Genomic DNA, 23534 nt, shown 5'->3' with positions numbered 1-23534 from the left:
CTGACGGATGCGAACGGGCATCCGTCAGTTCTTTATCTATTCCCAATCCAGCCCTTGTGGCGAACTTGAAAATCCCGCCTCACGCAGCAGCGTAAACATCGGCGTTTGTCGGACTGGTAGATCATTCACTTCTGTCAGCGTAAAGCGCCGCCGTGGTTCGCGACGCAGTGCGGTAGTCAGCGCGTGGAAAACCTCTGGGGCGAGTAATTCCTCTTTTTCCTGCCAGACCAGCATTTTTTTGCCACCTTGCGCCAGATAAAGTAACAATTTGCCGCCAGAAACGACCACCAGCGCACCCGCCCGACGCGTTGGAACCAGCGTTGCCGGATGTGCAGGCCAGGGCAGAAGATTTCCCCACACATTAGCCGGATCGTTGGCGGAGAGCGCCACTGGTGTATAGTGGCGCGTTTGCGCGGTTTGTGTCGCCAGGTCACGCAATCGGTCAATAGTCAGACGTTCAGCGAATTGCGCGCCACCCAGACCTTCTACAAAACGACCCCGCATAATTCGCCCGGAGTCTTCCATACTTCGACAAAGCGTTTGCATCGATGGAAAACCGCCAGGGATATTTTCGGCTATCACCGCCTGACGACTGATGATGCCGTAGCGGTCGAGCATATTTTCCGCCAGCGCCAGCATCCTTTCGGTATCGTTTAGTGGCTCCACCTGCAATAACGACCAGCGTCCGGCCAGCTTTGGTGTGTTGTAAGATACCAGCGGCGAGACGGGTTGCGTATAGACAGGACGCCCACGACGAGCCCGGTGACTGCGGCGAGTCGAGGTGCGTGCGTTGGAACTGCTACGGGTGAGGGCGCGTAACGGTGCCCAAATGTCGCTGGTAATGACGCCTTGCCAGACCAGCGCCCATAACGCCTCTTGCAGAGCCGAGGGATCAACCGATTCGCCGATTTTATCGCATATCCGTTGGCTGATTTGTTGTGCAAACCAGGCTCCTCCGTCAGCCAGAACAGCGATTATCGCTTGCTGCAGCGCCGAACGATTCGCCTGATCTGCTTCGGCGGGAGTGAACGATTCTGCGGCATATTCCTGTAGATGCAGTGCCACCAGGCCGTCATCTTCACCCAGCTTTTTTTGTCCCGACCAGATAACCGCTCCGGTTGCCAGTAATTCATCGAGCATTTCTGGCGAATAGTCGCGTACGCGGGCAGGCAGGATCTGGCTTTCCCAGAGTGAGGCGGGTAAACCGACTCCTGCAAGCTGTTCGATCACCCGCATCACGCCATCCACGCCCTCATAAACGCCTGGCGATGTTGAGGCAAAGAGTGCCGGGCTACCATCGGTGGCGGGTAATACGCCCTGACGTTCCAGCAGCAATCGCGCATAGGTCGTGGCCGCAACGGGACGTGTCGCTTCTCTGGCGGCTTGCAGCGAGCGCAAACGCAGACGACGAAATACTTCATCGCTCACCCAGATGTCTTGTTGCAGATTCATCACCAGACCCTGTTCGCGCAGTTGCTGAAGTTGCTCTTCGACAATGGCAATACCGAGACTAAACTCATGAGCCAGTTGTTCAGCCGTGACCAGAGCATGAGCCCGGAGATAGCGCAGAAAGAGGTCGCGAAGCGGGTAACTGACTCGGTGCAAATAAATCTCTGGCAGTGACTCTGGTAGTCGTACGCCGAGGGCATCGCGCAGCCTGGCGGCATCATCCATACAGGCAAGACGCTCCTGCCCGCTAATCATCGTCGGGAAGATTCGTTTTACTGCAAGAAGATTTTCCAGATACGACGCAATCTCTTCACTGCTGCCTGTATGCCGTTGCGCCAGGTCTTCAACGGTCATTGGCCCCAGTTCGCGCAGCAGGTCGAACAATCCTTCTTCACCTTTCGCTCTTCTGCCAGGTGCCAGTCGTTGCAACTCTTCTTCCACCTGGCGAATGACCTGCGGGTCGAGTAATTCCCCCGGTTCGACCTGTCCGAGTAGATTGCGCAGTAACTCGCTGTCCAGCGACAGTACGGATGCCCGGCGCTCTGCCAGCGGGGCGTCGCTCTGGTACATAAATTCCGCGACATAGCCGAACAATAAACTGGCGGCGAAAGGCGAGGGCGTAGTGGTCGTCACATCGGATATTTGAATTTCGCCACCGTTCAGGCGACGCATCAAACGTTCCAGCGCGGGAAGATCATAAACATCTTGCAGACATTCGCGTAGGGTTTCGAGAATGACCGGAAAATCCGGATATCCCTGAGCGATTTCCAGCAACTGACTGGCGCGCAGTCGTTGTTGCCAGAGCGGGGTGCGATGGCCCGGCGTGCGGCCCGGCATTAATAATGCCCGCGCGGCGCATTCGCGAAAACGGGCGGCGAAAAGTGCCGAGCTGCCTACCGCCTCGCGGACAATTTGCAGCAACTTTTCTGGTTCAAACAAAAAAATCGCGGCATCAGGCAATTTACCATCGGTGTCAGGAATGCGCGCAACAATGCCGTCATCACTGGCAACCACAGACGCGTCAGCGCCCCATAGTGCATGTATTCGCCCGGCAATCGCCAGCGCCCAGGGTTCATGCACCCGTCTTCCATAGGGAGAGTGCAAAATAATACGCCAGTCACCAATTTCATCACGGCACCGTTCGAGGACAAGATGACGACTACCTGGAACGATACCCGTCGCGTTGCGCTGCTCGTCAATCAACCCCTGAATATTGGCGATCGTATTTTCTTCTGCCAACCACGGGGGAATAGTCCCGGAAAAGAACGCGCCATCCGCCAGTAAATGGAGAAAATCGCCGATCATCTCGCCTAATTCTGCCGGACGTCCGTTACCTTCACCACGCCAGAAGGGAAGGCGGGCAGAACGACCTGGAGCAGGAGTCACAATCACCTGATCGCGGGTGATTTGCTGGATCCGCCATGAGGTTGCGCCAAGAGTGATAATATCGTTCACCCGTGACTCATATACCATCTCCTCATCCAGTTCACCCACCCGCCGCGAACCGGCCTGTTCTTCACCTTCGGGTAATAACACGCTATACATGCCACGATCCGGAATGGTGCCGCCGCTGGTAACCGCCAACAATTGAGCGCCAGGTCGGGCGGTCAATATCCCGGTCTCCCTGTTCCAGACCAGTTTGGGGCGAAAAGCAGAAAAATCGCCAGAGGGATAGCGCCCGGAAAGCATATCCAGCGTGGCGTCAAAAACACGTCCTGGCAGATCTTTCCACGGTGCGGCACGGCGTACGCGGGAGTACCATTCGTCTACCTGTAATGCATCCATCGCCGCGGCGGCAACGGTTTGCTGCGCAAGGACGTCGAGTGGATTATGCGGTGGTGTCAGGTTTTCCAGCCTGCCTGCGAACATACACTCTACAATGACTGCGGAATCGACTAAGTCACGCCGGGTTCGGGGGAAAAAAAGCCCTTTAGATACACCGCCAACCTGATGTCCGGCACGTCCAATGCGTTGTAACCCACTGGCAACAGAAAGCGGCGTTGCCACCTGAATCACCAGATCCACCGCGCCCATATCAATCCCCAGTTCGAGACTGGAGGTTGCGACCACGCAGCGTAATTCACCCGATTTCAGCGCCTGTTCGGTGATTGCTCGTTGTTCTTTAGAGACGGAGCCGTGGTGTGAGCGGGCAATAAAAATGTCGCTACTTTGTACACGGTTAGAGGTTGCGCCGGAGGTCGACTCGAAATGGGCCGCATCAACGGCGATAGACGGGGAACGCTGTAAGCGAGCGGCGTAAAGCTCATTTAATCGTGCCGTCAGTTTTTCCGCCAGCCCGCGTGAATTAGTAAAGACAATGGTCGAGCGATGGCGCAAAACTTCATCAAGGATACCCGTTTCAATATATGGCCAGATGGAGCCTTCTCGGCCGGCATGGCTGTCTTCGCCGGTGCCGCTGGCGACCGATGAGACATCATCCATATTGGCGACCGGTACGACAATCCGTATCTGCGGATGGCGCATTGTGGGCGGGTTGACTACCGTAACCGGGCGATCGCCACCAAGAAATGCTGCCACATCGCTGGCTGAGCGTACAGTGGCAGAAAGGCCAATTCGCTGTGCTGAGGTGTGGAGCAGCGCATCGAGCCGCTCCAGACTTAACGCCAGATGCGCACCACGTTTACTGCCCGCTACCGCGTGGACTTCATCAATAATTACCGTTTCGACGCCGCGTAGCGTTTCGCGCGCGCGGGAGGTCAGCATCAGATAGAGTGATTCGGGTGTGGTGATCAGAATATCCGGCGGATTACGGGTGAGTTTGCTGCGTTCCTGTGCAGGCGTATCGCCAGTACGGATCCCCACGCGAAGATTGACTTCCGTTTCGCCGCGCCGCCGCCGTTCATCGGCAATACCCTGTAACGGGATCTGCAAGTTGCGCTGAACGTCGGTGCCCAGAGCTTTGATCGGTGAAATATAGAGAATGCGTGAGGTTTTACGCTTATGCGCCTCGCGGGTATCTTCGCCGCCTTCGCGGAAGAGCTGATCGAGGGCGTAGAGAAATGCTGCCAGCGTTTTCCCGGAGCCAGTCGGTGCAATCACCAGCGCATGTTCGCCTCGCGCCGCCACATGCCAGGTTTGCGACTGGACAGCGGTCGGCTGTTTAAAGGCGCGAAGAAACCAGTCGCGGGTCGCCGGTGAAAACACGTCCGGCAGGGGCGATGAAGGGTTTAGATTATCTGCCATTAACGCTATTCCCCGTGAATATCATGCATGATGCGTGGAATAGCCTCACTATAGATGCCTGAATCATTGCATGTCATCAGGCATCGACTCGATTACACCTCTTCGGCGGCAGGTAGCGGCCAGCCTCCCAGACGTTTCCAGCGGTTGACGATTTCACAAAACAGCACAGCAGTGCGTTCGGTGTCGTACAGCGCGGAGTGCGCCTGGGTGCTGTCGAAGTCCATGCCAGCGGTCTGGCAAGCCTTTGACAATACGGTTTGTCCGAGTGCCAGCCCGGCCAGTGCAGCAGTGTCAAAAGTGGCGAAAGGGTGGAACGGGTTACGTTTCAGTGAGGCGCGTTCTGCGGCGGCCATCATAAAGCTGTGATCGAAATTGGCGTTGTGCGCCACCATAATGGCGCGGTTACAGCCGCTCGCTTTAATGCCTTTACGTACAACTTTAAAAATTTCGTGCAGCGCCTCGTATTCGCTGACCGCGCCGCGATCGGGATCGTTCGGGTCAATACCGTTGAAGGCGAGGGCCTCTGGCTGCAAATTTGCGCCGACAAATGGTTCGACGTGGAAATGTAATGTGGTGTCCGGCATCAGCCAGCCTTGTTCATCCATTTTCAGGGTGATGGCGGCAATCTCAAGCAGCGCATCGGTTTTGGCATTAAATCCGGCTGTTTCAACATCGATCACAACAGGATAAAAACCACGAAAACGGTCGCACAGACCGGTAAGTTGAGCGTTATCGGACATCTGATTCTCTTAATACGGATAAATTGCAGCGCGCATTATGACAAATATTACTTGTCGATGCAGTAAAGATGCGGGCGTGATGGGTTCACGCCCGGCAGGAGATTAGTTGCCCAGACCGCGACCGGCGTCTTTCTCTTCGATTAACTCAATTTTGTAACCGTCCGGATCTTCCACAAACGCGATAACCGTAGTACCGCCTTTTACCGGACCCGCTTCACGGGTCACGTTACCCCCGTTTTGACGGATTTTTTCGCACGCTTCAGCGGCGTTATCAACGCTAAGCGCGATGTGACCATAAGCAGTGCCGAGTTCGTATTTATCCACGCCCCAGTTGTAGGTCAGTTCAATCACCGCTTCTTCGGTTTCCGGGCCGTAGCCAACAAACGCCAGTGAGTATTTGTATTCCGGGTTTTCGCTGGTACGCAGCAGTTTCATGCCCAGTACTTTGGTATAAAAATCGATGGAGCGTTGCAGATCGCCAACGCGCAGCATGGTATGAAGAAGACGCATCTTTATATCCTCAAAATGGCTAACAGATTCAAAATGTTGTTTTAGTATAGCGGCGGCTTTGCGCCGCTCGCAATGTTGGATTACAGCGTCGGGTAATCCGTGTAGCCTTCCGCGCCGCCACCGTAAAAACTTTCGGCACGCTGTGGGTTAAGCTCAGCTTTGCGTTGCAAGCGGGCGACCAGATCCGGGTTCGCAATCCAGTCACGACCAAATGCCACCGCATCAATTAACCCTTTGCCGATCAGCGTTTCGGCTTTTTCTACCGTGTATGCACCTGCGCCGATAATCGGACCGTGGAAACGGGCGCGTACTTTTTCGCGGAACGCATCAGTATACGGCTCACCCCCCGCCCAATCTGGTTCTGACATATGCAGATAAGCAATGCCGCGTTTACCCAGTTGTTCAATCAGATACAGTGCATCGGCTTCTTCATTCGGGCCGTTATCTGTGTTCTGGAAAGTACCGATTGGCGAAACGCGAATGCCAATGCGATCGGCACCCCATTCTTCAATCCCTGCATCGACCACTTCCAGCACCAGACGTGCGCGATTTTCCACGCTGCCGCCGTACTGATCGGTACGATGGTTTGAAGAAGGAGAAAGGAACTGATGCAGCAAATAACCATGAGCAGAGTGGAGCTCTACCAGATCAAAACCGGCTTCACGCGCGTTAGAAATGGCCTGACGGAAATCATTGACGATACCCGGAATCTCTTCCAGTTCAAGCGCACGCGGCATGGATGTTTCAACACGGATCGCCTGACCATTTTCATCGCGCAGAGAAGTACGTGTTCCCGCGCTAAGTGCGGAAGGCGCTACCGGTGCCTGACCGCCAGGTTGCAGGCTGGCGTGAGAAATGCGTCCGGTGTGCCACAGCTGTACGGCCATATGACCATTTTCAGCATGAACGCCAGCGGTAATTTTTTTCCATGCGGCAATTTGTTCCGGACTATGGATGCCAGGTGCACCAGCATACCCTTTTGCCTGGGCAGAAATTTGCGTGGCTTCGCTAATAATCAAACCGGCACTGGCACGTTGGCGATAGTATTCCGCCATCAACGGGGTAGGGATGTCACCCGGTTCAATACTGCGAAGACGCGTCAGCGGTGCCATAAAAATACGGTTTGCCGCCGTGATCGCGCCCACTTTCAGTGGGGAATACAGTTTTTCAGATGACATAAAGGCTCCCGGTCGTCTGGTGATAAAAAATGCCTGCTAAACGGCAGGCGTCGCAATAATGGTTTTTACATGTGCCAGCGCGTTTTCCAGTGGCTCGTAATTGCGCGAAATTTTGGCCTGCAGATTCGCACCCAGCCACAGTGCGTAAAGCACTTGTGCCTGTTGCAGCGGTTCGCCACAAAAGGTTAAACAATGGCTATCACGGCCATTTTCCAGCGCCTGCGAGAGCAGGGCGATCACGCCGCGAGCGCCTTTATCCATCGCGCTACGCATATCTTCTGACAGATCGCACACTTCGGCAGAGAGTTTTACTGTCAGGCAACCACTGATGGTTCCATGTTGGCAAAACTGGTTCAGTGTTTGCTGGTAATAAGCCAGTATGCGGTCGCGGTAGTTACCTTCGCCGGATTGCAGCAACTCAGTCAGTCGCTGGTGATATGCGGCGTAATGGCGCTCAAGCATGGCAACGCCAAACGCTTCTTTAGAGCGAAAGTAGTGATAGAAGGACCCTTTCGGCACTTCAGCAGTTTTTAGGAGTTCGCTTAGCCCCATCCCGGTGAATCCACGTTGCAGGCAAAGTTGCTCGCCCGTCGCCAGGAGATGTTCGCGAGTATCATGTTCGGTGTGTTTGTTCATGCGTTGGAGTGTAGTAGACCAGTCGGTCTAGTGCAAGCAAAGTTGCTACTTTGGGCATTAACAGCTTCAATAGTGGTAATAATCTTATCTGAGGAGGGCGAAGTGGCGGAGCAATTAGAGTTCTTTCCCGTCCAGAGCCCGTGCCGGGGAATTTGCCAGTCTGACGAACGCGGATTTTGTCGCGGCTGCTTTCGCAGTCGGGATGAGCGTTTTAACTGGAATAAAATGAGCGATGGCGAAAAACAAGAGGTACTGCGCCTTTGTCGGCAGCGATTAATGCGCAAATTACGTGCAAATAAGCCGGCGTCATCAGATGAACCGGAGCAACCATCACTCTTTTGAGCCTAATCTTGCGTATACTCCTCTCATATCTGATAAGAGGAAGCGATTATGGTTCAGCGTATTACTATTGCGCCGCAAGGCCCGGAGTTTTCCCGTTTTGTGATGGGCTACTGGCGATTGATGGACTGGAATATGTCCGCCCGCCAGCTGGTCAGTTTTATTGAAGAGCATCTGGATCTCGGCGTGACCACCGTGGACCATGCTGATATTTATGGTGGCTATCAGTGCGAAGCGGCGTTTGGCGAGGCGCTGAAACTGGCACCTCACCTGCGTGAACGGATGGAAATCGTCAGTAAATGCGGTATCGCGACGACCGCGCGTGAAGAAAACGTCATTGGTCATTACATCACTGACCGCGATCACATCATTAAGAGCGCCGAACAGTCGCTAATTAATCTCGCGACCGATCATCTGGATCTGCTGTTAATCCACCGACCAGACCCGTTAATGGATGCCGATGAAGTGGCGGACGCGTTTAAACATCTGCATCAGAGCGGCAAAGTGCGCCATTTTGGCGTATCCAACTTCACGCCCGCGCAATTTGCCCTGTTGCAATCACGCCTGCCGTTTACCCTTGCCACTAATCAGGTGGAAATATCCCCGGTGCATCAGCCGTTACTGCTGGATGGCACGCTCGACCAACTGCAACAACTGCGTGTTCGTCCGATGGCGTGGTCCTGCCTTGGTGGTGGTCGTCTGTTTAATGATGATTATTTCCAGCCGCTGCGTGATGAACTGGCTGTGGTGGCGGAGGAGTTAAACGCGGGCTCGATTGAACAGGTGGTTTACGCCTGGGTATTACGTTTACCGTCGCAGCCGCTGCCAATTATCGGCTCAGGTAAAATTGAGCGCGTACGGGCAGCTGTCGAAGCTGAAACACTGAAAATGACCCGTCAACAATGGTTCCGTATCCGTAAAGCGGCATTGGGTTACGACGTACCGTAAGCACTTTTAGGAATAGCCGCCGTTCAAAAATGTGTCACTGGTTTACACTTATTCAGGAATGCACAATGAACGGAGGTCCTATGAAACGTTTTAGTCTGGCCATTCTGGCGCTGGTTGTTGCGACCGGCGCACAAGCTGCCAGTGAAAAAGTCGAGATGAACCTCGTCACGTCGCAAGGGGTTGGGCAGTCAATTGGTAGCGTCACCATTACTGAAACCGATAAAGGTCTGGAGTTTTCGCCCGACCTGAAAGCATTACCCCCCGGTGAACATGGCTTCCATATTCATGCCAAAGGAAGCTGCCAGCCAGCCACCAAAGATGGCAAAGCCAGCGCCGCGGAATCCGCAGGCGGGCATCTTGATCCACAAAATACCGGTAAACATGAAGGGCCAGAAGGTGCCGGGCATTTAGGCGATCTGCCTGCACTGGTCGTCAATAATGACGGCAAAGCTACCGATGCCGTCATCGCGCCTCGTCTGAAATCACTGGATGAAGTCAAAGACAAAGCACTGATGGTCCACGTTGGCGGCGATAATATGTCCGATCAACCTAAACCGCTGGGCGGTGGCGGTGAACGCTATGCCTGTGGTGTAATTAAGTAATTAAGAGGCCAGCGTACCTTGCGGCGGTGCTTGCTCAAGTTGCGAAAGCGAGCAGTACAGCCGCCAGACAATTGCCGCCAGCTCACGGGCGGCAGGTTGATGATGACGGGCAAGGCTGTCGCAAATTCGCTGTAATTCTTCAAGTGTGGCCGCCAGTGATTTTTGCTGAACGCCACGCTCACTCATCACTCCGCGCAACAGTGAAATACAGTTATCCCGTACTCGCGATAACGGATCGGAACGCGATTCCCAGTCGCGCAATTGCCAGACAACATGAGAACAGTTCAGCAGCACTACACCCCAGCGTAATAACCAACGGCGAGCCATCGCATCCTGGCTGTTACTCAACTGACTGACGTGATGATAAGTGAGCGATTCAAATTCGCTTTCACTCAGTGATGGATGGCGGCTTAGTTGATCGACAAAATCCCGGCGCAGCGCGCGAATATGACGGCGACTTTTACGAGCATCCGATCCTGGACGCAGAATGGCGAACGCTAACCACGCCAGCGCAACGCCAACGATTTTTGCCAGATTATCGTTAAGAAAATCAGCAAAATCATACACCGGGGGATTAGTGACAGCGATAAACGAACCCATAAAAACAATCAGTTGCCCCCACAGTGCGGCAAATTTGGGCATCTGCAATTTAAGAAGCTGCATCGTCGCCAGCAGTGGAAAGAGAAACAGTAAAAATTGCCACAGATCGCTAATCTGGACCATCAGGCCAAATTTGACCACAAAGCTGAATAGCGAAAGTAACACCAGCGTACGCATCAGCAGTGACAACGACTTAAACGGAGCTGCGACGGCGGAGTAGAGTACGCAGCTAATCGCTGCCAGCGTTAATGCATTGGCACCGGCATCCCATTGCGAAGCAATACTCCATGTGCCAATCATCATCAACGTACAAAATGTACGCAGCCCGCTCCACATAGCTTCGGCGTTATCGGTATGACGAGCCAGGCCGGATGTCCGTGGGAGTCTGGTATGATCATCTACACCGCTTTGCAGACGATGTAATTCCTGACTACTTTGCAGATAAAGTCGGCAAAAATAACGTAGTCGCTGCCAGAAGGCGACGTGCCGATAGTCGGCGACGTTGGTCGGGCGTAGCGGGGCGATAATACGTGCGACGGTGTAAACATCTGTTTGCGAACTGGCGAGCGCCGTCAGCAGCTGTTCGAGAATTTCTCGTGTGGCACCTGGCGGTGAGGGCCAGTTGAGCAACATACGTCGCAGGCTGGAGATGACACTGGTCATACGTAATTGCTGGTGGAGCAGCGCATTAAGGCGTGCGTTTTGCTGGCGAAAACGATAGTGGCTCCAGAAAGCCTGGATACGGAGCAAATTCATGGTCAGTATCTGCCCAATCACCCCTTCATGTGCTGCACGAATGGCATCGGTTGTTTCAGGCTGCCAGAGTAAACTGGCATGTTCCAGCAATCGGGCGTGCATGTTTTTCAATGCGGTTAAAAGGGCTGTAGCATCGGAATTGCTCGGCAGGATCATCATCATCATGCCGCCGCACAAAATACCGACAATCACCTCGCAAACGCGCGCCTGAGCGATATCCCACAGCTGGCTGGCCTCAGTAATATTAACCATCGGAAAGGCGATGATGGCAGCCGTGTAGCCCGCCAGTTGAAATGCATACGCGACATTATTCGTGAAGTGCGCACAGGCCCAGGTACAAAAGCCAAGCCACGCCGCCATGCTCAAAAGAAAAAACCACGGCTCATTAAGTGTATGTCCGGCAAGAAGCAGTGCCGCAATGGCTCCGAGCAAACTGCCAGCGATGCGTCCGAGGCTTTTGCTGATGACACCGCCCACGGTGGGAAAGCTAACCACGGCAGCCGAGGTCATCGCCCAATAGGGTTCATCCAGATTTAAATAATAGGCAACCGTCAGCGCCAGACACATGGCAATGGTATTGCGTAACGCATAACGCCATTGCGCCAGCGTGGCCCTGAACCAGGGCAAATTGCGCAAGGACCATGACGATGCGTTCATTATTGACCTACGGCAATGCTACAGGTGGTGCCCGACACCAGCGTGACATCGCCTGGGACTTTATCCAGCGCAAAGCGGACGGGAACGCGTTGGGCGAGTCGAACCCAGGGGACGTTAGGTTTCACATCCGGAATAAGGCTTGAGTCACTTTCAACGCTCTGATCATAAATCGCCCGACCGATACTGGAAACGTGACCCTGTAACGTTTTGTTATCACTATAGAGGGTAATTTGTGCTGGTGCACCTTCGCGGATATGGCGCAACTTGGTTTCTTCAAAATAACCAATGACGTAAAACGAGTGGCTGTCGACAAGGGCAAACAGCGGTTTCCCTGTGTCAGCGTAATCGCCGATGCGGGTAGTGAGGTTAGTCACCCATCCACTCACCGGGGCGCGAATTTCCGTTTGCGCCAGTTGCCATTGTGCCTGTTTCAGCGTCGCCTGTGCGGCATCAACACTGGCCTGCATCGCTTTAACATTGAGGTTAGCGGTATCGAGTTCTTCGGCAGAAATAAAATTTTGTGAGAGATGACGACGACGATTCGCTTCGTTATTGGCTTTTGCGAGGTCAGATTGCGCTTTCGCCAGCTGAGCCTGTGCGTTCAGCTCGGCGATCTTAAAGGGCGTTTTATCGATCGTGAGCAGAAGATCCCCCGCGTTAACCAGCTGGTTGTCTTTTATATTCAGCTCAACAATACGTCCCGACACCTGAGGGGTGATAGAAACCTGTTCTGCGCGTATTTTCCCGTCGCGTGTCCACGGAGATTGCATGTAATAATTCCACAGCCACCATCCGGCAAGAACCGCAACTACCGCTACAATGATTGTTGAGAAATACTTAATTGTTTTAATTGACATAGTTACCACGCAATCAGTATTGCCAGGGCAAGGCAAACGCAAATCGCAAACAGCGATAAATCCATTAACAAGGGATGCCAGATGTCACCAGCGTAGATCCAGCCACGAAGCAGGCGGTGTACGACAAGCCAGATGACGAATCCAAACGCGAAGGCTTTGAAAAACGGAGGAAAGTAGACGGACGCACCGAACACCAGATCTTGTAAGGGCAATCCTGTTGCATTGAGCATAAACTTCACAAAGTAGATTCCTTTACGACCGAATATATTGCGTTAGATTAATAAATATTCTTTAAGTGCGAAAAATTTACGCGCAATTTCTGAAAAATATGTCTGACGGTAACCAAATGCAGCAATACATTTGTTTTAGCAATACAATTGCTGCACACTATTCTAAAAGCCGCATAATATCTTAGCAAGCTAATTATAAGGAGATGAAATTGGAATCGCCACTAGGTTCTGATCTGGCACGGTTGGTGCGCATATGGCGTGCTCTGATAGACCATCGCCTGAAACCGCTGGAGTTAACACAAACCCATTGGGTTACGTTACACAATATCCATCAGTTACCTCCAGACCAGTCGCAAATTCAACTGGCAAAAGCGATTGGCATCGAGCAGCCATCACTGGTCCGTACTCTGGACCAACTGGAAGAAAAAGGGTTAATTTCGCGTCAAACTTGTGCCAGCGATCGTCGGGCTAAACGTATTAAACTGACGGAAAAGGCAGAGCCACTGATCAGCGAAATGGAAGCTGTTATTAACAAAACCCGCGCGGAAATTTTACATGGCATCTCCGCAGAGGAACTGGAACAACTGATTAAGCTCATCGCAAAACTTGAGCATAATATCATTGAGTTACAGGCCAAAGGGTGAAATGAAGGGGGCGTGTGGTCAGTAACCTGACCACACGCAAACTTATTTAGCGCGGGGAAACGGTCACCTGACTGCCATTGCTGGCCAGTACGACACGTTGGCCCGGAGAGAAACGAGTGTTGCCTTGTTTCTGTACCACCATGATGGTATTACCATCGTCTTTACGAATTTCCAGCTCGACACCCTGCGTTTTGTTCATTGCACTCTGTACGCCCTGACCGGCTACGCCACCTGCAACAGCGCCTGCTGCAGTAGCCAGAGAACGCCCGGTTCCGCCGCCAACAGTATTTCCCAGGAAACCACCAAGAACAGCACCGCCAATTGCGCCGATAACGTTGGAATCATCACCGCCCTGAATCTGTACCGGACGTACGTTAACGATGGTGCCATAGCTGACATTCTGTACTTGTTTCGCTTCAGAAGCGGTATAAACATCCCCTGACAGGGTGTCGTTATTAACACAACCGACAAGAGACAGACCTACCATTGAAACAACCAATACGCGTTTAATCATTGAAAAATCTCCTGTTCACCATGAAACGCCACGCAAGCATCCCTCATGGTCAAAGTATATGGCATATGTGAATCCATGGTTACATGTTCTACCAAATATGAGCAAATCATAATGAAAGTAGGATCAACCAATTATAAACAAAACATTCATGATGATTATTGATTTGAAGATAATGTTTTACTACCAACGATAAAAATCGGTCATTCCGCATGGTATTCACGAAAAGTTTATGTTTGAGTGGTGCGCAAACGTCAGATTGAAAAAGGATGAACTATGAAATCGGGTCGCTTTATTGGCGTTATGTCAGGCACCAGCCTTGATGGTGTTGATGTTGTGTTGGCGACAATTGATGAACACCGGGTCGCACAGCTGGCAAGTTTGAGCTGGCCGATCCCGGTGTCTCTGAAACAGGCTGTACTGGATATTTGCCAGGGCCAGCAGCTTACACTTTCGCAGTTTGGACAGCTTGATACTCAACTCGGGCGACTTTTTGCTGATGCGGTCAATGCCTTGCTTAAGGAACAAAACCTGCAGGCGAGAGATATCGTTGCGATCGGCTGTCACGGTCAAACCGTCTGGCATGAACCGACGGGCGTGGCACCACACACTTTACAGATTGGCGATAACAATCAAATTGTGGCACGCACCGGAATTACGGTTGTCGGTGATTTTCGCCGTCGCGATATTGCCTTGGGAGGACAAGGCGCACCGCTGGTACCTGCGTTCCATCATGCGCTGCTGGCTCACCCAACCGAGCGACGAATGGTGCTCAATATTGGTGGCATTGCCAATCTGTCACTGCTCATTCCTGGGCAGCCGGTAGGGGGCTACGATACCGGCCCTGGTAACATGCTGATGGATGCCTGGATCTGGCGTCAGGCAGGTAAACCTTACGATAAAGATGCCGAGTGGGCACGGGCGGGTAAAGTCATTCTCCCACTGCTGCAAAATATGCTCAGCGACCCATATTTCTCGCAACCTGCACCGAAAAGTACCGGACGCGAATACTTTAACTACGGCTGGCTGGAGCGCCATTTGCGCCATTTTCCGGGTGTTGATCCCCGAGATGTACAGGCGACACTGGCAGAACTCACCGCCGTGACCATTTCTGAACAAGTTTTGTTGAGCGGTGGCTGCGAACGATTGATGGTATGTGGTGGAGGAAGTCGTAATCCGCTACTCATGGCGCGTCTGGCGGCATTACTGCCAGGCACAGAAGTCACCACCACCGATGCCGTTGGCATTAGTGGCGATGACATGGAAGCATTGGCTTTCGCCTGGCTTGCCTGGCGAACGCTGGCGGGATTACCAGGAAATCTGCCTTCCGTCACTGGCGCAAGCCAGGAGACGGTACTGGGGGCTATTTTCCCCGCTAACCTGTGATATCAGAGTTAACTGAATTTTTCTTACCGCGTCTGCCGTTACACTTGGAACGTTAGGGAGGGCGTATTGCCCTCCAGACCAGGAAAGTCTTCGGGATATGTCTATGAAAAAACTGTTACTGATCTGTTTGCCGGTCCTTCTCACCGGCTGTAGCGTGTTCAATCAACTGGTTGAGCGCATGCAAACCGATACGCTGGAATACCAGTGTGATGAAAAACCGTTGACGGTCAAACTGAATAATCCGCGCCAGGAAGTCAGTTTTGTTTATGATAATCAACTATTGCATCTCAAACAGGGCATTTCTGCGTCTGGTGCACGTTACACCGACGGGATCTATGTTTTCTGGTCGAAAGGCGAGGAAGCGACTGTCTATAAACGCGACCGCATCGTCTTGAATAACTGTCAGTTACAAAATCCACAGCGTTGAGATTTTTCCAGGGGCGGCGCACAATAGCGTCACCCACTGACAATCCGTAAAGAAAACCATGTCTGATAACGACGAATTGCAGCAAATCGCGCATCTGCGCCGTGAATACACCAAAGGCGGGTTACGCCGCCGCGATCTTCCCGCCGATCCATTAACCCTTTTTGAACGCTGGCTCTCTCAGGCTTGTGACGCCAAACTGGCGGACCCTACCGCGATGGTGGTCGCTACCGTGGATGAACATGGTCAGCCTTATCAGCGCATCGTTTTACTCAAACATTACGACGAAAAAGGCATGGTGTTTTACACCAACCTCGGCAGCCGTAAAGCACATCAAATCGAAAATAATCCGCGCGTTAGCCTGCTGTTCCCGTGGCATACCCTTGAGCGCCAGGTGATGGTGATCGGTAAAGCGGAACGACTTTCGACTCTCGAAGTGATGAAATATTTTCATAGTCGCCCACGTGATAGCCAGATTGGTGCATGGGTTTCGAAGCAGTCCAGTCGCATTTCTGCCCGCGGTATCCTTGAAAGTAAATTCCTGGAGCTGAAGCAGAAGTTTCAACAGGGCGAAGTGCCATTGCCGAGTTTTTGGGGCGGTTTTCGCGTCAGCCTTGAACAGATTGAGTTCTGGCAGGGCGGTGAGCATCGCCTGCATGACCGCTTTTTGTACCAGCGTGAAAATGATGCGTGGAAGATTGATCGTCTTGCCCCCTGAAAAGATGCAAAAATCTTGCTTTAATCGCTGGTACTCCTGATTCTGGCACTTTATTCTATGTCTCTTTCGCATCTGGCGAAAAGTCGTGTACCGGCAAAGGTGCAGTCGTTATATACATGGAGATTTTGATGGCAAGCAGTAACTTGATTAAACAATTGCAAGAGCGGGGGCTGGTAGCCCAGGTGACGGACGAGGAAGCGTTAGCAGAGCGACTGGCGCAAGGCCCGATCGCGCTCTATTGCGGCTTCGATCCTACCGCTGACAGCTTGCATTTGGGGCATCTTGTTCCATTGTTATGCCTGAAACGCTTCCAGCAGGCGGGCCACAAGCCGGTTGCGCTGGTAGGCGGCGCGACGGGTCTGATTGGCGACCCGAGCTTCAAAGCTGCTGAGCGTAAGCTGAACACCGAAGAAACTGTTCAGGAATGGGTGGACAAAATCCGCAAGCAGGTTGCCCCGTTCCTCGATTTCGACTGTGGAGAAAACTCTGCTATCGCGGCGAACAACTATGACTGGTTCGGCAATATGAATGTGCTGACCTTCCTGCGCGATATTGGCAAACACTTCTCCGTTAACCAGATGATCAACAAAGAAGCGGTTAAGCAGCGTCTCAACCGTGAAGATCAGGGGATTTCGTTCACTGAGTTTTCCTACAACCTGTTGCAGGGTTATGACTTCGCCTGTCTGAACAAACAGTACGGTGTGGTGCTGCAAATTGGTGGTTCTGACCAGTGGGGTAACATCACTTCTGGTATCGACCTGACCCGTCGTCTGCATCAGAATCAGGTGTTTGGCTTGACCGTTCCGCTGATCACCAAAGCAGACGGCACCAAATTTGGTAAAACTGAAGGCGGCGCAGTCTGGTTGGATCCGAAGAAAACCAGCCCGTACAAATTCTACCAGTTCTGGATTAACACTGCGGATGCCGACGTTTACCGCTTCCTGAAGTTCTTCACCTTTATGAGCATTGAAGAGATCAACGCCCTGGAAGAAGAAGATAAAAACAGCGGTAAAGCACCGCGCGCCCAGTATGTACTGGCGGAGCAGGTGACTCGTCTGGTTCACGGTGAAGAAGGTTTACAGGCGGCAAAACGTATTACCGAATGCCTGTTCAGCGGTTCCTTGAGTGCGCTGAGTGAAGCGGACTTCGAACAGCTGGCGCAGGACGGCGTACCGATGGTTGAGATGGAAAAAGGCGCAGACCTGATGCAGGCGCTGGTCGATTCTGAACTGCAACCATCTCGTGGTCAGGCGCGTAAAACTATCGCCTCCAATGCCATCACCATTAACGGTGAAAAACAATCCGATCCTGAATACTTCTTTAAAGAAGAAGATCGTCTGTTTGGTCGTTTTACCTTACTGCGTCGCGGCAAAAAGAATTACTGTCTGATTTGCTGGAAATAATGCATTAAGTGGAAAGGGGGAGTGAGAAATCACTCCCCCTGGTTTTTATACAGGGAACATGATGAAAAATATTCTCGCTATCCAGTCTCACGTTGTTTATGGTCATGCGGGTAACAGTGCGGCAGAGTTTCCGATGCGCCGCCTGGGCGCGAACGTCTGGCCGCTGAACACCGTTCAATTTTCTAATCACACCCAATACGGCAAATGGACCGGCTGCGTGATGCCGCCCAGCCATTTAACCGAAATAGTGCAAGGCATTGCCGCCATTGATAAATTACACACCTGTGATGCCGTATTAAGTGGCTATCTGGGATCGGCGGAGCAGGGTGAACATATCCTCGGTATCGTCCGTCAGGTGAAAGCCGCGAATCCGCAGGCGAAATATTTTTGCGATCCGGTAATGGGTCATCCGGAAAAAGGCTGTATCGTTGCACCGGGTGTCGCAGAGTTTCATGTGCGTCACGGTTTGCCTGCCAGCGATATCATTGCGCCGAATCTGGTTGAGCTGGAGATACTCTGTGAGCATCCGGTAAATAACGTCGAAGAAGCGGTTCTGGCAGCGCGTGAACTCATTGCGCAAGGGCCACAAATTGTGTTGGTTAAACACCTGGCGCGGGCTGGCTACAGCCGTGACCGTTTTGAAATGCTGCTGGTTACCGCCGATGAAGCCTGGCATATCAGCCGTCCGCTGGTGGATTTTGGTATGCGCCAGCCGGTAGGTGTTGGTGATGTGACGAGCGGTTTACTGCTGGTGAAACTGCTTCAGGGGGCAACGCTGCAGGAGGCCCTGGAACATGTGACCGCTGCAGTATACGAAATCATGGTGACCACCAAAGCAATGCAGGAATATGAGTTGCAAGTGGTTGCTGCTCAGGATCGTATTGCCAAACCAGAACATTATTTCAGCGCAACAAAGCTCTGAAATATCTCATTTCGGCCCACAACGACCTGTGGGCCGATGGCTATTACTTTAAGCCTTCCGCTGACAGCGCGTCTTGTACTTCCGGACGTTCAGCCATACGTTGCATAAATGCCGCAATGTGCTCTAACCCTTCCAGATTCAGTTTCACCGCGTATGCCCAGCGCAGAACCGTAAACAGATAGGCATCAGCAATTGTAAATCGTTGCCCGCAGATCCAGTGCTCATCCTTCAGAGCATCGTTCACATATTGCAGCTTCTTCTCCAGCTGCGCGCGAACTGTTGGTTTGTACTCTTCCGGTGTATCAGGGCGAAACAGAGGTGTGAAGCCTTTATGCAGCTCGGTGGCGATGTAATTCAGCCATTCGATGGTTTTATAGCGGGAAATACTGTTTACCGGTGCCAGCAACTGGCGGTCGGGGACGCTGTCGGCAAGATACTGCATAATTGCTACGCCTTCCGTCAGCAAAGTACCATTGTCCAGCTGCAATGCAGGCACCTGTCCCTTAGGGTTAACGGCAAAGTAATCGTCACCGTTTTCGAGACGTTTTTTCATTAAATCCACACTGACGAGCGTAAAATCCTTTCCGCTCTCACGCAGGGTGATATGGGAAGCGAGAGAGCAGGCACCCGGTTTGTAGAACAATTTCATCGGTAACTCCTTTTGTCTGTGGTTTAAAGTATGGTAGTGCGTTGCTGAACAAAAAAAAGCCGCTAACGAAAAGTTAGCGGCTTGTAAAAGAGTTTCCCTGAATTTTACGCTACAGCAGCTTTCGCCGCTTTGTCTGCAGCGTCATCCTGCGTCATGCGGTGCAGTTTCGGCGCGGTCAGCAGCATCAGTACTGCAATAACGGCAGTAGCGACACCAATCTGCAAGAATACGCGACCATAGACTTCCAGTGACATCAGCGGATCGGTAACGTTATCCGGCACAGCCATCATACCCGCAACATAACCACCAATCAGGTTTGCACCGGCAGTGGTCAGGAACCAGCTACCCATAATGAAGCCCATCAGACGCTGCGGAACGAGTTGTGCGACCATTGCCAGACCCAGACCAGAGATCATCAGTTCCCCGATACTCTGCAGGCCATAGCTCGCGACCAGCCAGCTTACAGACACGATACCAGCGTCAGACGCGAATTTCGCACCCAGCGGCAGAATCAGGAACGCACCAGAACACATCACCATGCCGATTGCAAACTTGGTTGGCATCGGCAGGGTATCGCCCATCTTGTTATAGATAGCGGCCAGAATCGGACTACCGATGATGATCCAGAACGGGTTCAGTGCCTGATACTGCTCAGGTTCTACGGCCAGACCCAGAATGGAGTGCTCAACGTTACGAATCGCAAAGAAGTTCAGTGACGTTGGCATCTGGCTGTACAGCACGAAGAAGATAATGGCTTCGAGCATCAGGATGAAGGCAACGATCATTTTACGACGCGCAGCACCTTTCATCGCGAAGGCTTCTTTACCGAAGATAACCACAATACCGAAGGCAACAACGCCCAGCGCCATACGCGCAACTTCCTGATTGTGCAGCAGCCAGGTGGCGATAGCGATCAGTGCCACAACACCAATAATGGTCAGCAGCAGGTTACGGTAGTTGATAGGCTCGAAGTCTGGTTTTGAACCGTACTGTTTAACCCAGCGTTGGCAGAAGGCGAAGTTAACGATAGTGATCAGCAGGCCTACAACGCTCAACGCAAACGCAACACTCCAGCCGTATTTCGCGGCCAGCCACGGGGTGGCGATCATAGAGAAGAAAGAGCCGATGTTGACGGACATGTAGTACATGGTGAATGCACCGTCCAGACGCGGGTCGTTTTTCTCATAGCATGTAGAAAGCAGAGAAGACGGGTTAGCTTTAAACAGGCCGTTACCGACCGCAATAGCCGCCATACCCATATAAACGATACCGGCGTCGTGACCAGACCAGGCAACCAGAGCATAACCAATCGCCAGCACAATAGCGCCAAGCATAATTACGCGTTTAGTACCCAGTACCTTGTCACCTAACCAGCCGCCGATAGCGACCAGACCATAAACCAGGGCACTAAAGGAAGAGAAAAGGGTGATTGAATCCGCTTCAGACATACCCAGTTGTTTAACCAGGTAAACAGCCATAATTCCTTGTAGGCCGTAATAACCAAAACGTTCCCATAACTCAATCGAGAAGATGAGATAGAACGCCTTCGGTTGTTTGAAAGCGTTCAAACTGACGCTTTCAGTTGGTTTTTGGTTTGCAGTGGACACTTTTACCTCTTTTTTTACATCCCATATTAACGGGGGTGCTTTCTCGCGTTATGCCTAAAAACATACGCGCAATTGTTATAGTGGGAGGGGAAACGGCAGGTAATGTTCACTATCTTGCACTTTCAGACAAGTCCTTTGTAATAATCTGTTACATATAACTGAGGCGGGGAATTCAACCATTCCGGGAAATGTTATCCAGCGTTAAATTTTTCAAAAAACGTAACGGCAGATTTTTTCACTACCCTGAGAGGGGGATGATGGCTTAACGGCGATATGTTCTGCTATTTAGCGTTTTTCCTAGTGAGATAGTCCAGTTTCTGAAAAATAGCCAGTGTAATGTTTTGTAGGTCAATATTTGTTGCGTGTGTAAATTTAAATGATTTTAACCTAGTTCTTGCAATGTTTTTACATTGCCACAGCATCGTGATCTTGATCACGAATGAATAGAAAATTTCGCTATTAAAAAAACAATTAACCTGCATTTTTGGTTATCCACAAACGGATTACCTGATGATAACGCTAAGCAATGGCATCATTGACGTTAAAAAGATGTTTTAAAAGAGGATAAAGAAAGGTTATGAATGGGGTAATCGGTGTTACCCCTTTTCTTCAGATGTCAACTTTCTCTTTGTATTCACAAAGATCTTCAATAATACAAGAGCCACAGCGGGGCTTGCGGGCAATGCAGGTATATCGCCCGTGGAGGATCAACCAATGGTGGCAGTCGACTTTAAACTCTGCCGGAACCACTTTCAGTAGCTTTTCTTCTACCTGTTCGACGTTTTTCCCCGGCGCAAATTGAGTACGATTACAAACGCGGAAAATGTGCGTGTCGACAGCAATAGTCGGCCAGCCGAATGCAGTGTTTAATACGACGTTGGCTGTTTTACGACCTACACCAGGCAGGGCTTCAAGCGCAGCACGATCTTCCGGAACCTCGCCATTATGCTGTTCCAGTAAGATACGGCAGGTTTTGATGATATTTTCTGCTTTGCTGTTATAAAGCCCAATGGTTTTGATATAGGTTTTCACCCCTTCGACGCCCAGTTCAAGCATCGCTGCAGGTGTATTAGCCACCGGGTAGAGTTTCGCCGTCGCCTTATTAACACTGACATCGGTCGCCTGAGCGGAAAGCAGTACGGCAATCAGCAATTCAAAAGGCGAACTGAAATTAAGCTCGGTGGTGGGATGAGGATTGTTCTCACGCAGGCGAGTGAGGATCTCCAGGCGTTTTGCTTTGTTCATCAGACATTCCCTGTTTCACCGTTTGGCAATGCACGTTCGGCAGCTGCTTCAGTACGGCGCTTTTTCATTCTTTCATCAATCAGGTATTTCCCTGCCAGCATCAGTCCCAGGCCAATAAATGCACCTGGTGGCAGCATCGCCAGCAGGAAAGGGGAGTCGGTGTGGAAAATTTCCACGCGTAATACTTTTGCCCAGCTACCTAACAGCGCATCTGCACCGTCAAACAACGTGCCATTGCCGATAATTTCGCGTAGTGAACCCAGCACGCACATGGCGCAGGTTGCGCCCATACCAATTGAAAAGCCGTCCAGTGCCGAAAGCGCCGGACCTTTTTTGGCGGCGAAGGCTTCAGCGCGGCCCACAACGATACAGTTAGTGACAATCAGCGGAATAAAAATCCCTAATGATTGATACAGGCCAAAGGCGTAGGCGTTGATCAGCATCTGTACAGCGCTGACCACCGAGGCGATGATCATCACGTAAATGGGAATGCGGATCTCGGCTGGCGTCCAGTGACGCAGCGTCGAAATGGTCAAGTTGGTCAGCGTCAGTACCAGCGTAGTCGCAAGTCCTAAACCCAGAGCGTTAGTGGCAGTGGACGTGACCGCCAATAGCGGACAGAGGCCGAGCAGCTGGACCAGCGCAGAGTTGTTTTTCCACAACCCCTGAACAATAACGTCTTTAATTTCGCTCACGCTTTATTCTCCACAGGCAGGAAGTTGAGAAAGTTGTGACGGTAACGTCTGAGCGTACAATCCGGCGCGTTTTACCGCATTAACCACCGCGCGGGGAGTAATCGTCGCGCCGGTGAACTGGTCGAAATCACCACCATCTTTCTTCACCGCCCAGTGCGCATCATCCGCACCACTGATTTTTTTACCCGCAAAATGGGTGATCCAGTCAGAAAGGCGCAGTTCGATTTTATCGCCAAGCCCTGGCGTTTCGTGGTGCTCTGTCACGCGCGTGCCAAGTACCGTGCCGTTAAAATCGGCTCCCACCAGCAGCTGAATCGCACCGGAATAGCCATCTGGCGCGGTTGTTTCCAGAACGGCGGCTACCGGTTTGTCATCCTGTTTGGCGATGTAAACCCGATGCTCACCTTTACCTAACTCTGGCGCAGTGACCAGATAGCAACTCTGTGCCAGCGCATTGTTATAGCGTTCGGCTGGCAGCACCTGATCAAATAACGCCTTTTGTTGCAGACTGGCCTGTTCAGCAATCGTCGTTTTGGTCATCTGGTTGATGGCCGCAGTTAACCCTGTTGAACCCGCTGCAAATAGTGCCAGTGTAATGCCGTGTTTTCGGATAGTTTTCAGCAT

At 52.0% G+C, this 23534-nt stretch carries 23 protein-coding genes; 9 read left to right on the top strand and 14 right to left on the bottom strand.

Going from position 1 to position 23534, the window contains the following annotated elements; genetic code table 11:
- Positions 1 to 36: 36 nt before the first annotated feature.
- From ACJHWR_RS00620 to nemR, 5 genes are all read right to left on the bottom strand, one after another.
- Positions 37 to 4653, bottom strand: coding sequence for an ATP-dependent helicase (locus ACJHWR_RS00620; protein WP_012311595.1), 4617 nt, complete (start codon positions 4651 to 4653; stop codon positions 37 to 39).
- Positions 4654 to 4745: 92 nt separating this feature from the next.
- Positions 4746 to 5393 carry a ribonuclease T gene (gene rnt / locus ACJHWR_RS00615; RefSeq protein WP_001282281.1) on the bottom strand — a complete coding sequence of 216 codons (648 nt, stop codon included), beginning with the start codon at positions 5391 to 5393 and terminating at the stop codon, positions 4746 to 4748.
- A gap of 102 nt (positions 5394 to 5495) precedes the next feature.
- Complete coding sequence (gloA, locus tag ACJHWR_RS00610; RefSeq protein WP_001237796.1) at positions 5496 to 5903, bottom strand: lactoylglutathione lyase; 408 nt, start codon at positions 5901 to 5903, stop codon at positions 5496 to 5498.
- Positions 5904 to 5983: 80 nt separating this feature from the next.
- A complete protein-coding gene (gene nemA / locus ACJHWR_RS00605; protein ID WP_000093598.1) occupies positions 5984 to 7081 on the bottom strand; it encodes an N-ethylmaleimide reductase in 1098 nt (365 codons plus the stop codon).
- A 36-nt stretch (positions 7082 to 7117) separates the two neighbouring features.
- Positions 7118 to 7717: a DNA-binding transcriptional regulator NemR gene (nemR, locus tag ACJHWR_RS00600; RefSeq protein ID WP_001032935.1), complete on the bottom strand. Its 600-nt coding sequence runs from the start codon at positions 7715 to 7717 to the stop codon at positions 7118 to 7120.
- Positions 7718 to 7819: 102 nt separating this feature from the next.
- Between nemR and ACJHWR_RS00595 the strand changes: the two genes are divergently transcribed.
- The 3 genes from ACJHWR_RS00595 to sodC all read left to right on the top strand — a co-directional run bounded on the left by ACJHWR_RS00595 (position 7820) and on the right by sodC (position 9606).
- On the top strand, positions 7820 to 8059 hold the full coding sequence (locus ACJHWR_RS00595) for a DUF1289 domain-containing protein (protein WP_000840481.1): 240 nt from the start codon (positions 7820 to 7822) through the stop codon (positions 8057 to 8059).
- Between the two features lie 48 nt (positions 8060 to 8107).
- Positions 8108 to 9004 carry an aldo/keto reductase family oxidoreductase gene (locus ACJHWR_RS00590; RefSeq protein WP_000250656.1) on the top strand — a complete coding sequence of 299 codons (897 nt, stop codon included), beginning with the start codon at positions 8108 to 8110 and terminating at the stop codon, positions 9002 to 9004.
- 80 nt (positions 9005 to 9084) lie between these two features.
- Complete coding sequence (gene sodC / locus ACJHWR_RS00585) at positions 9085 to 9606, top strand: superoxide dismutase [Cu-Zn] SodC (protein ID WP_001298528.1); 522 nt, start codon at positions 9085 to 9087, stop codon at positions 9604 to 9606.
- Here sodC and ACJHWR_RS00580 read toward each other — a convergent pair whose 3' ends face one another.
- The 3 genes from ACJHWR_RS00580 to ACJHWR_RS00570 are packed head-to-tail and all read right to left on the bottom strand — an operon-like array spanning position 9607 to position 12715.
- Positions 9607 to 11619: an FUSC family protein gene (locus ACJHWR_RS00580; RefSeq protein ID WP_000994306.1), complete on the bottom strand. Its 2013-nt coding sequence runs from the start codon at positions 11617 to 11619 to the stop codon at positions 9607 to 9609. It abuts the gene before it with no gap.
- On the bottom strand, positions 11619 to 12476 hold the full coding sequence (locus ACJHWR_RS00575) for an HlyD family secretion protein (protein WP_012311716.1): 858 nt from the start codon (positions 12474 to 12476) through the stop codon (positions 11619 to 11621). The genes ACJHWR_RS00580 and ACJHWR_RS00575 overlap by 1 nt, the downstream gene beginning before the upstream one ends.
- 2 nt (positions 12477 to 12478) lie before the next feature.
- Positions 12479 to 12715, bottom strand: coding sequence for a DUF1656 domain-containing protein (locus tag ACJHWR_RS00570; protein WP_000670998.1), 237 nt, complete (start codon positions 12713 to 12715; stop codon positions 12479 to 12481).
- A 200-nt stretch (positions 12716 to 12915) separates the two neighbouring features.
- On the opposite strand from ACJHWR_RS00570, the gene slyA reads away from it, so the two are divergent.
- A complete protein-coding gene (gene slyA, locus ACJHWR_RS00565) occupies positions 12916 to 13350 on the top strand; it encodes a transcriptional regulator SlyA (protein ID WP_000445640.1) in 435 nt (144 codons plus the stop codon).
- A 46-nt stretch (positions 13351 to 13396) separates the two neighbouring features.
- Here slyA and slyB read toward each other — a convergent pair whose 3' ends face one another.
- Positions 13397 to 13864, bottom strand: a complete 468-nt coding sequence (gene slyB, locus ACJHWR_RS00560; RefSeq protein WP_000597196.1) for an outer membrane lipoprotein SlyB — start codon at positions 13862 to 13864, stop codon at positions 13397 to 13399.
- A 273-nt stretch (positions 13865 to 14137) separates the two neighbouring features.
- Between slyB and anmK the strand changes: the two genes are divergently transcribed.
- From anmK to pdxY, 5 genes are all read left to right on the top strand, one after another.
- The gene (gene anmK, locus ACJHWR_RS00555; RefSeq protein ID WP_000835076.1) at positions 14138 to 15247 is read left to right on the top strand and encodes an anhydro-N-acetylmuramic acid kinase; all 1110 of its coding nucleotides are present in this window, start codon (positions 14138 to 14140) and stop codon (positions 15245 to 15247) included.
- A gap of 97 nt (positions 15248 to 15344) precedes the next feature.
- Positions 15345 to 15674 (top strand): C-type lysozyme inhibitor, encoded by a 330-nt coding sequence (gene mliC, locus ACJHWR_RS00550; RefSeq protein ID WP_000061980.1) that lies wholly within the window; start codon positions 15345 to 15347, stop codon positions 15672 to 15674.
- Between the two features lie 58 nt (positions 15675 to 15732).
- A complete protein-coding gene (gene pdxH / locus ACJHWR_RS00545) occupies positions 15733 to 16389 on the top strand; it encodes a pyridoxamine 5'-phosphate oxidase (protein WP_001282305.1) in 657 nt (218 codons plus the stop codon).
- A 128-nt stretch (positions 16390 to 16517) separates the two neighbouring features.
- A complete protein-coding gene (gene tyrS / locus ACJHWR_RS00540; RefSeq protein ID WP_001295400.1) occupies positions 16518 to 17792 on the top strand; it encodes a tyrosine--tRNA ligase in 1275 nt (424 codons plus the stop codon).
- Between the two features lie 61 nt (positions 17793 to 17853).
- Positions 17854 to 18714, top strand: coding sequence for a pyridoxal kinase PdxY (gene pdxY, locus ACJHWR_RS00535; protein ID WP_001302086.1), 861 nt, complete (start codon positions 17854 to 17856; stop codon positions 18712 to 18714).
- 43 nt (positions 18715 to 18757) lie between these two features.
- Here pdxY and gstA read toward each other — a convergent pair whose 3' ends face one another.
- The 5 genes from gstA to rsxG form a co-directional block, all read right to left on the bottom strand.
- Positions 18758 to 19363: a glutathione transferase GstA gene (gene gstA / locus ACJHWR_RS00530; protein ID WP_000765759.1), complete on the bottom strand. Its 606-nt coding sequence runs from the start codon at positions 19361 to 19363 to the stop codon at positions 18758 to 18760.
- 104 nt (positions 19364 to 19467) lie between these two features.
- Complete coding sequence (gene dtpA / locus ACJHWR_RS00525; RefSeq protein ID WP_000100932.1) at positions 19468 to 20970, bottom strand: dipeptide/tripeptide permease DtpA; 1503 nt, start codon at positions 20968 to 20970, stop codon at positions 19468 to 19470.
- A gap of 609 nt (positions 20971 to 21579) precedes the next feature.
- A complete protein-coding gene (gene nth, locus ACJHWR_RS00520) occupies positions 21580 to 22215 on the bottom strand; it encodes an endonuclease III (protein WP_001030339.1) in 636 nt (211 codons plus the stop codon).
- Complete coding sequence (rsxE, locus tag ACJHWR_RS00515) at positions 22215 to 22910, bottom strand: electron transport complex subunit RsxE (RefSeq protein WP_001289638.1); 696 nt, start codon at positions 22908 to 22910, stop codon at positions 22215 to 22217. Before rsxE ends, nth begins: the two co-directional genes overlap by 1 nt.
- 3 nt (positions 22911 to 22913) lie before the next feature.
- Positions 22914 to 23534 carry an electron transport complex subunit RsxG gene (gene rsxG, locus ACJHWR_RS00510; protein WP_000920799.1) on the bottom strand — a complete coding sequence of 207 codons (621 nt, stop codon included), beginning with the start codon at positions 23532 to 23534 and terminating at the stop codon, positions 22914 to 22916.

The organism is Escherichia sp. WS568 (genome assembly GCF_046486085.1).
Lineage (GTDB): Bacteria > Pseudomonadota > Gammaproteobacteria > Enterobacterales > Enterobacteriaceae > Escherichia > Escherichia coli.
This window is presented reverse-complemented; position numbering and strand designations above follow the sequence as displayed.

What these genes read in the sequence shown, in the direction of transcription:
- ACJHWR_RS00620 (WP_012311595.1), bottom strand. Translation starts at nt 4,653, where the DNA reads ATGGCAGATAATCTAAACCCTTCATCGCCCCTGCCGGACGTGTTTTCA.
- rnt (WP_001282281.1), bottom strand. Translation starts at nt 5,393, where the DNA reads ATGTCCGATAACGCTCAACTTACCGGTCTGTGCGACCGTTTTCGTGGT.
- gloA (WP_001237796.1), bottom strand. Translation starts at nt 5,903, where the DNA reads ATGCGTCTTCTTCATACCATGCTGCGCGTTGGCGATCTGCAACGCTCC.
- nemA (WP_000093598.1), bottom strand. Translation starts at nt 7,081, where the DNA reads ATGTCATCTGAAAAACTGTATTCCCCACTGAAAGTGGGCGCGATCACG.
- nemR (WP_001032935.1), bottom strand. Translation starts at nt 7,717, where the DNA reads ATGAACAAACACACCGAACATGATACTCGCGAACATCTCCTGGCGACG.
- ACJHWR_RS00590 (WP_000250656.1), top strand. Translation starts at nt 8,108, where the DNA reads ATGGTTCAGCGTATTACTATTGCGCCGCAAGGCCCGGAGTTTTCCCGT.
- sodC (WP_001298528.1), top strand. Translation starts at nt 9,085, where the DNA reads ATGAAACGTTTTAGTCTGGCCATTCTGGCGCTGGTTGTTGCGACCGGC.
- ACJHWR_RS00580 (WP_000994306.1), bottom strand. Translation starts at nt 11,619, where the DNA reads ATGAACGCATCGTCATGGTCCTTGCGCAATTTGCCCTGGTTCAGGGCC.
- ACJHWR_RS00575 (WP_012311716.1), bottom strand. Translation starts at nt 12,476, where the DNA reads ATGTCAATTAAAACAATTAAGTATTTCTCAACAATCATTGTAGCGGTA.
- slyB (WP_000597196.1), bottom strand. Translation starts at nt 13,864, where the DNA reads ATGATTAAACGCGTATTGGTTGTTTCAATGGTAGGTCTGTCTCTTGTC.
- anmK (WP_000835076.1), top strand. Translation starts at nt 14,138, where the DNA reads ATGAAATCGGGTCGCTTTATTGGCGTTATGTCAGGCACCAGCCTTGAT.
- mliC (WP_000061980.1), top strand. Translation starts at nt 15,345, where the DNA reads ATGTCTATGAAAAAACTGTTACTGATCTGTTTGCCGGTCCTTCTCACC.
- pdxH (WP_001282305.1), top strand. Translation starts at nt 15,733, where the DNA reads ATGTCTGATAACGACGAATTGCAGCAAATCGCGCATCTGCGCCGTGAA.
- tyrS (WP_001295400.1), top strand. Translation starts at nt 16,518, where the DNA reads ATGGCAAGCAGTAACTTGATTAAACAATTGCAAGAGCGGGGGCTGGTA.
- pdxY (WP_001302086.1), top strand. Translation starts at nt 17,854, where the DNA reads ATGAAAAATATTCTCGCTATCCAGTCTCACGTTGTTTATGGTCATGCG.
- gstA (WP_000765759.1), bottom strand. Translation starts at nt 19,363, where the DNA reads ATGAAATTGTTCTACAAACCGGGTGCCTGCTCTCTCGCTTCCCATATC.
- nth (WP_001030339.1), bottom strand. Translation starts at nt 22,215, where the DNA reads ATGAACAAAGCAAAACGCCTGGAGATCCTCACTCGCCTGCGTGAGAAC.
- rsxG (WP_000920799.1), bottom strand. Translation starts at nt 23,534, where the DNA reads ATGCTGAAAACTATCCGAAAACACGGCATTACACTGGCACTATTTGCA.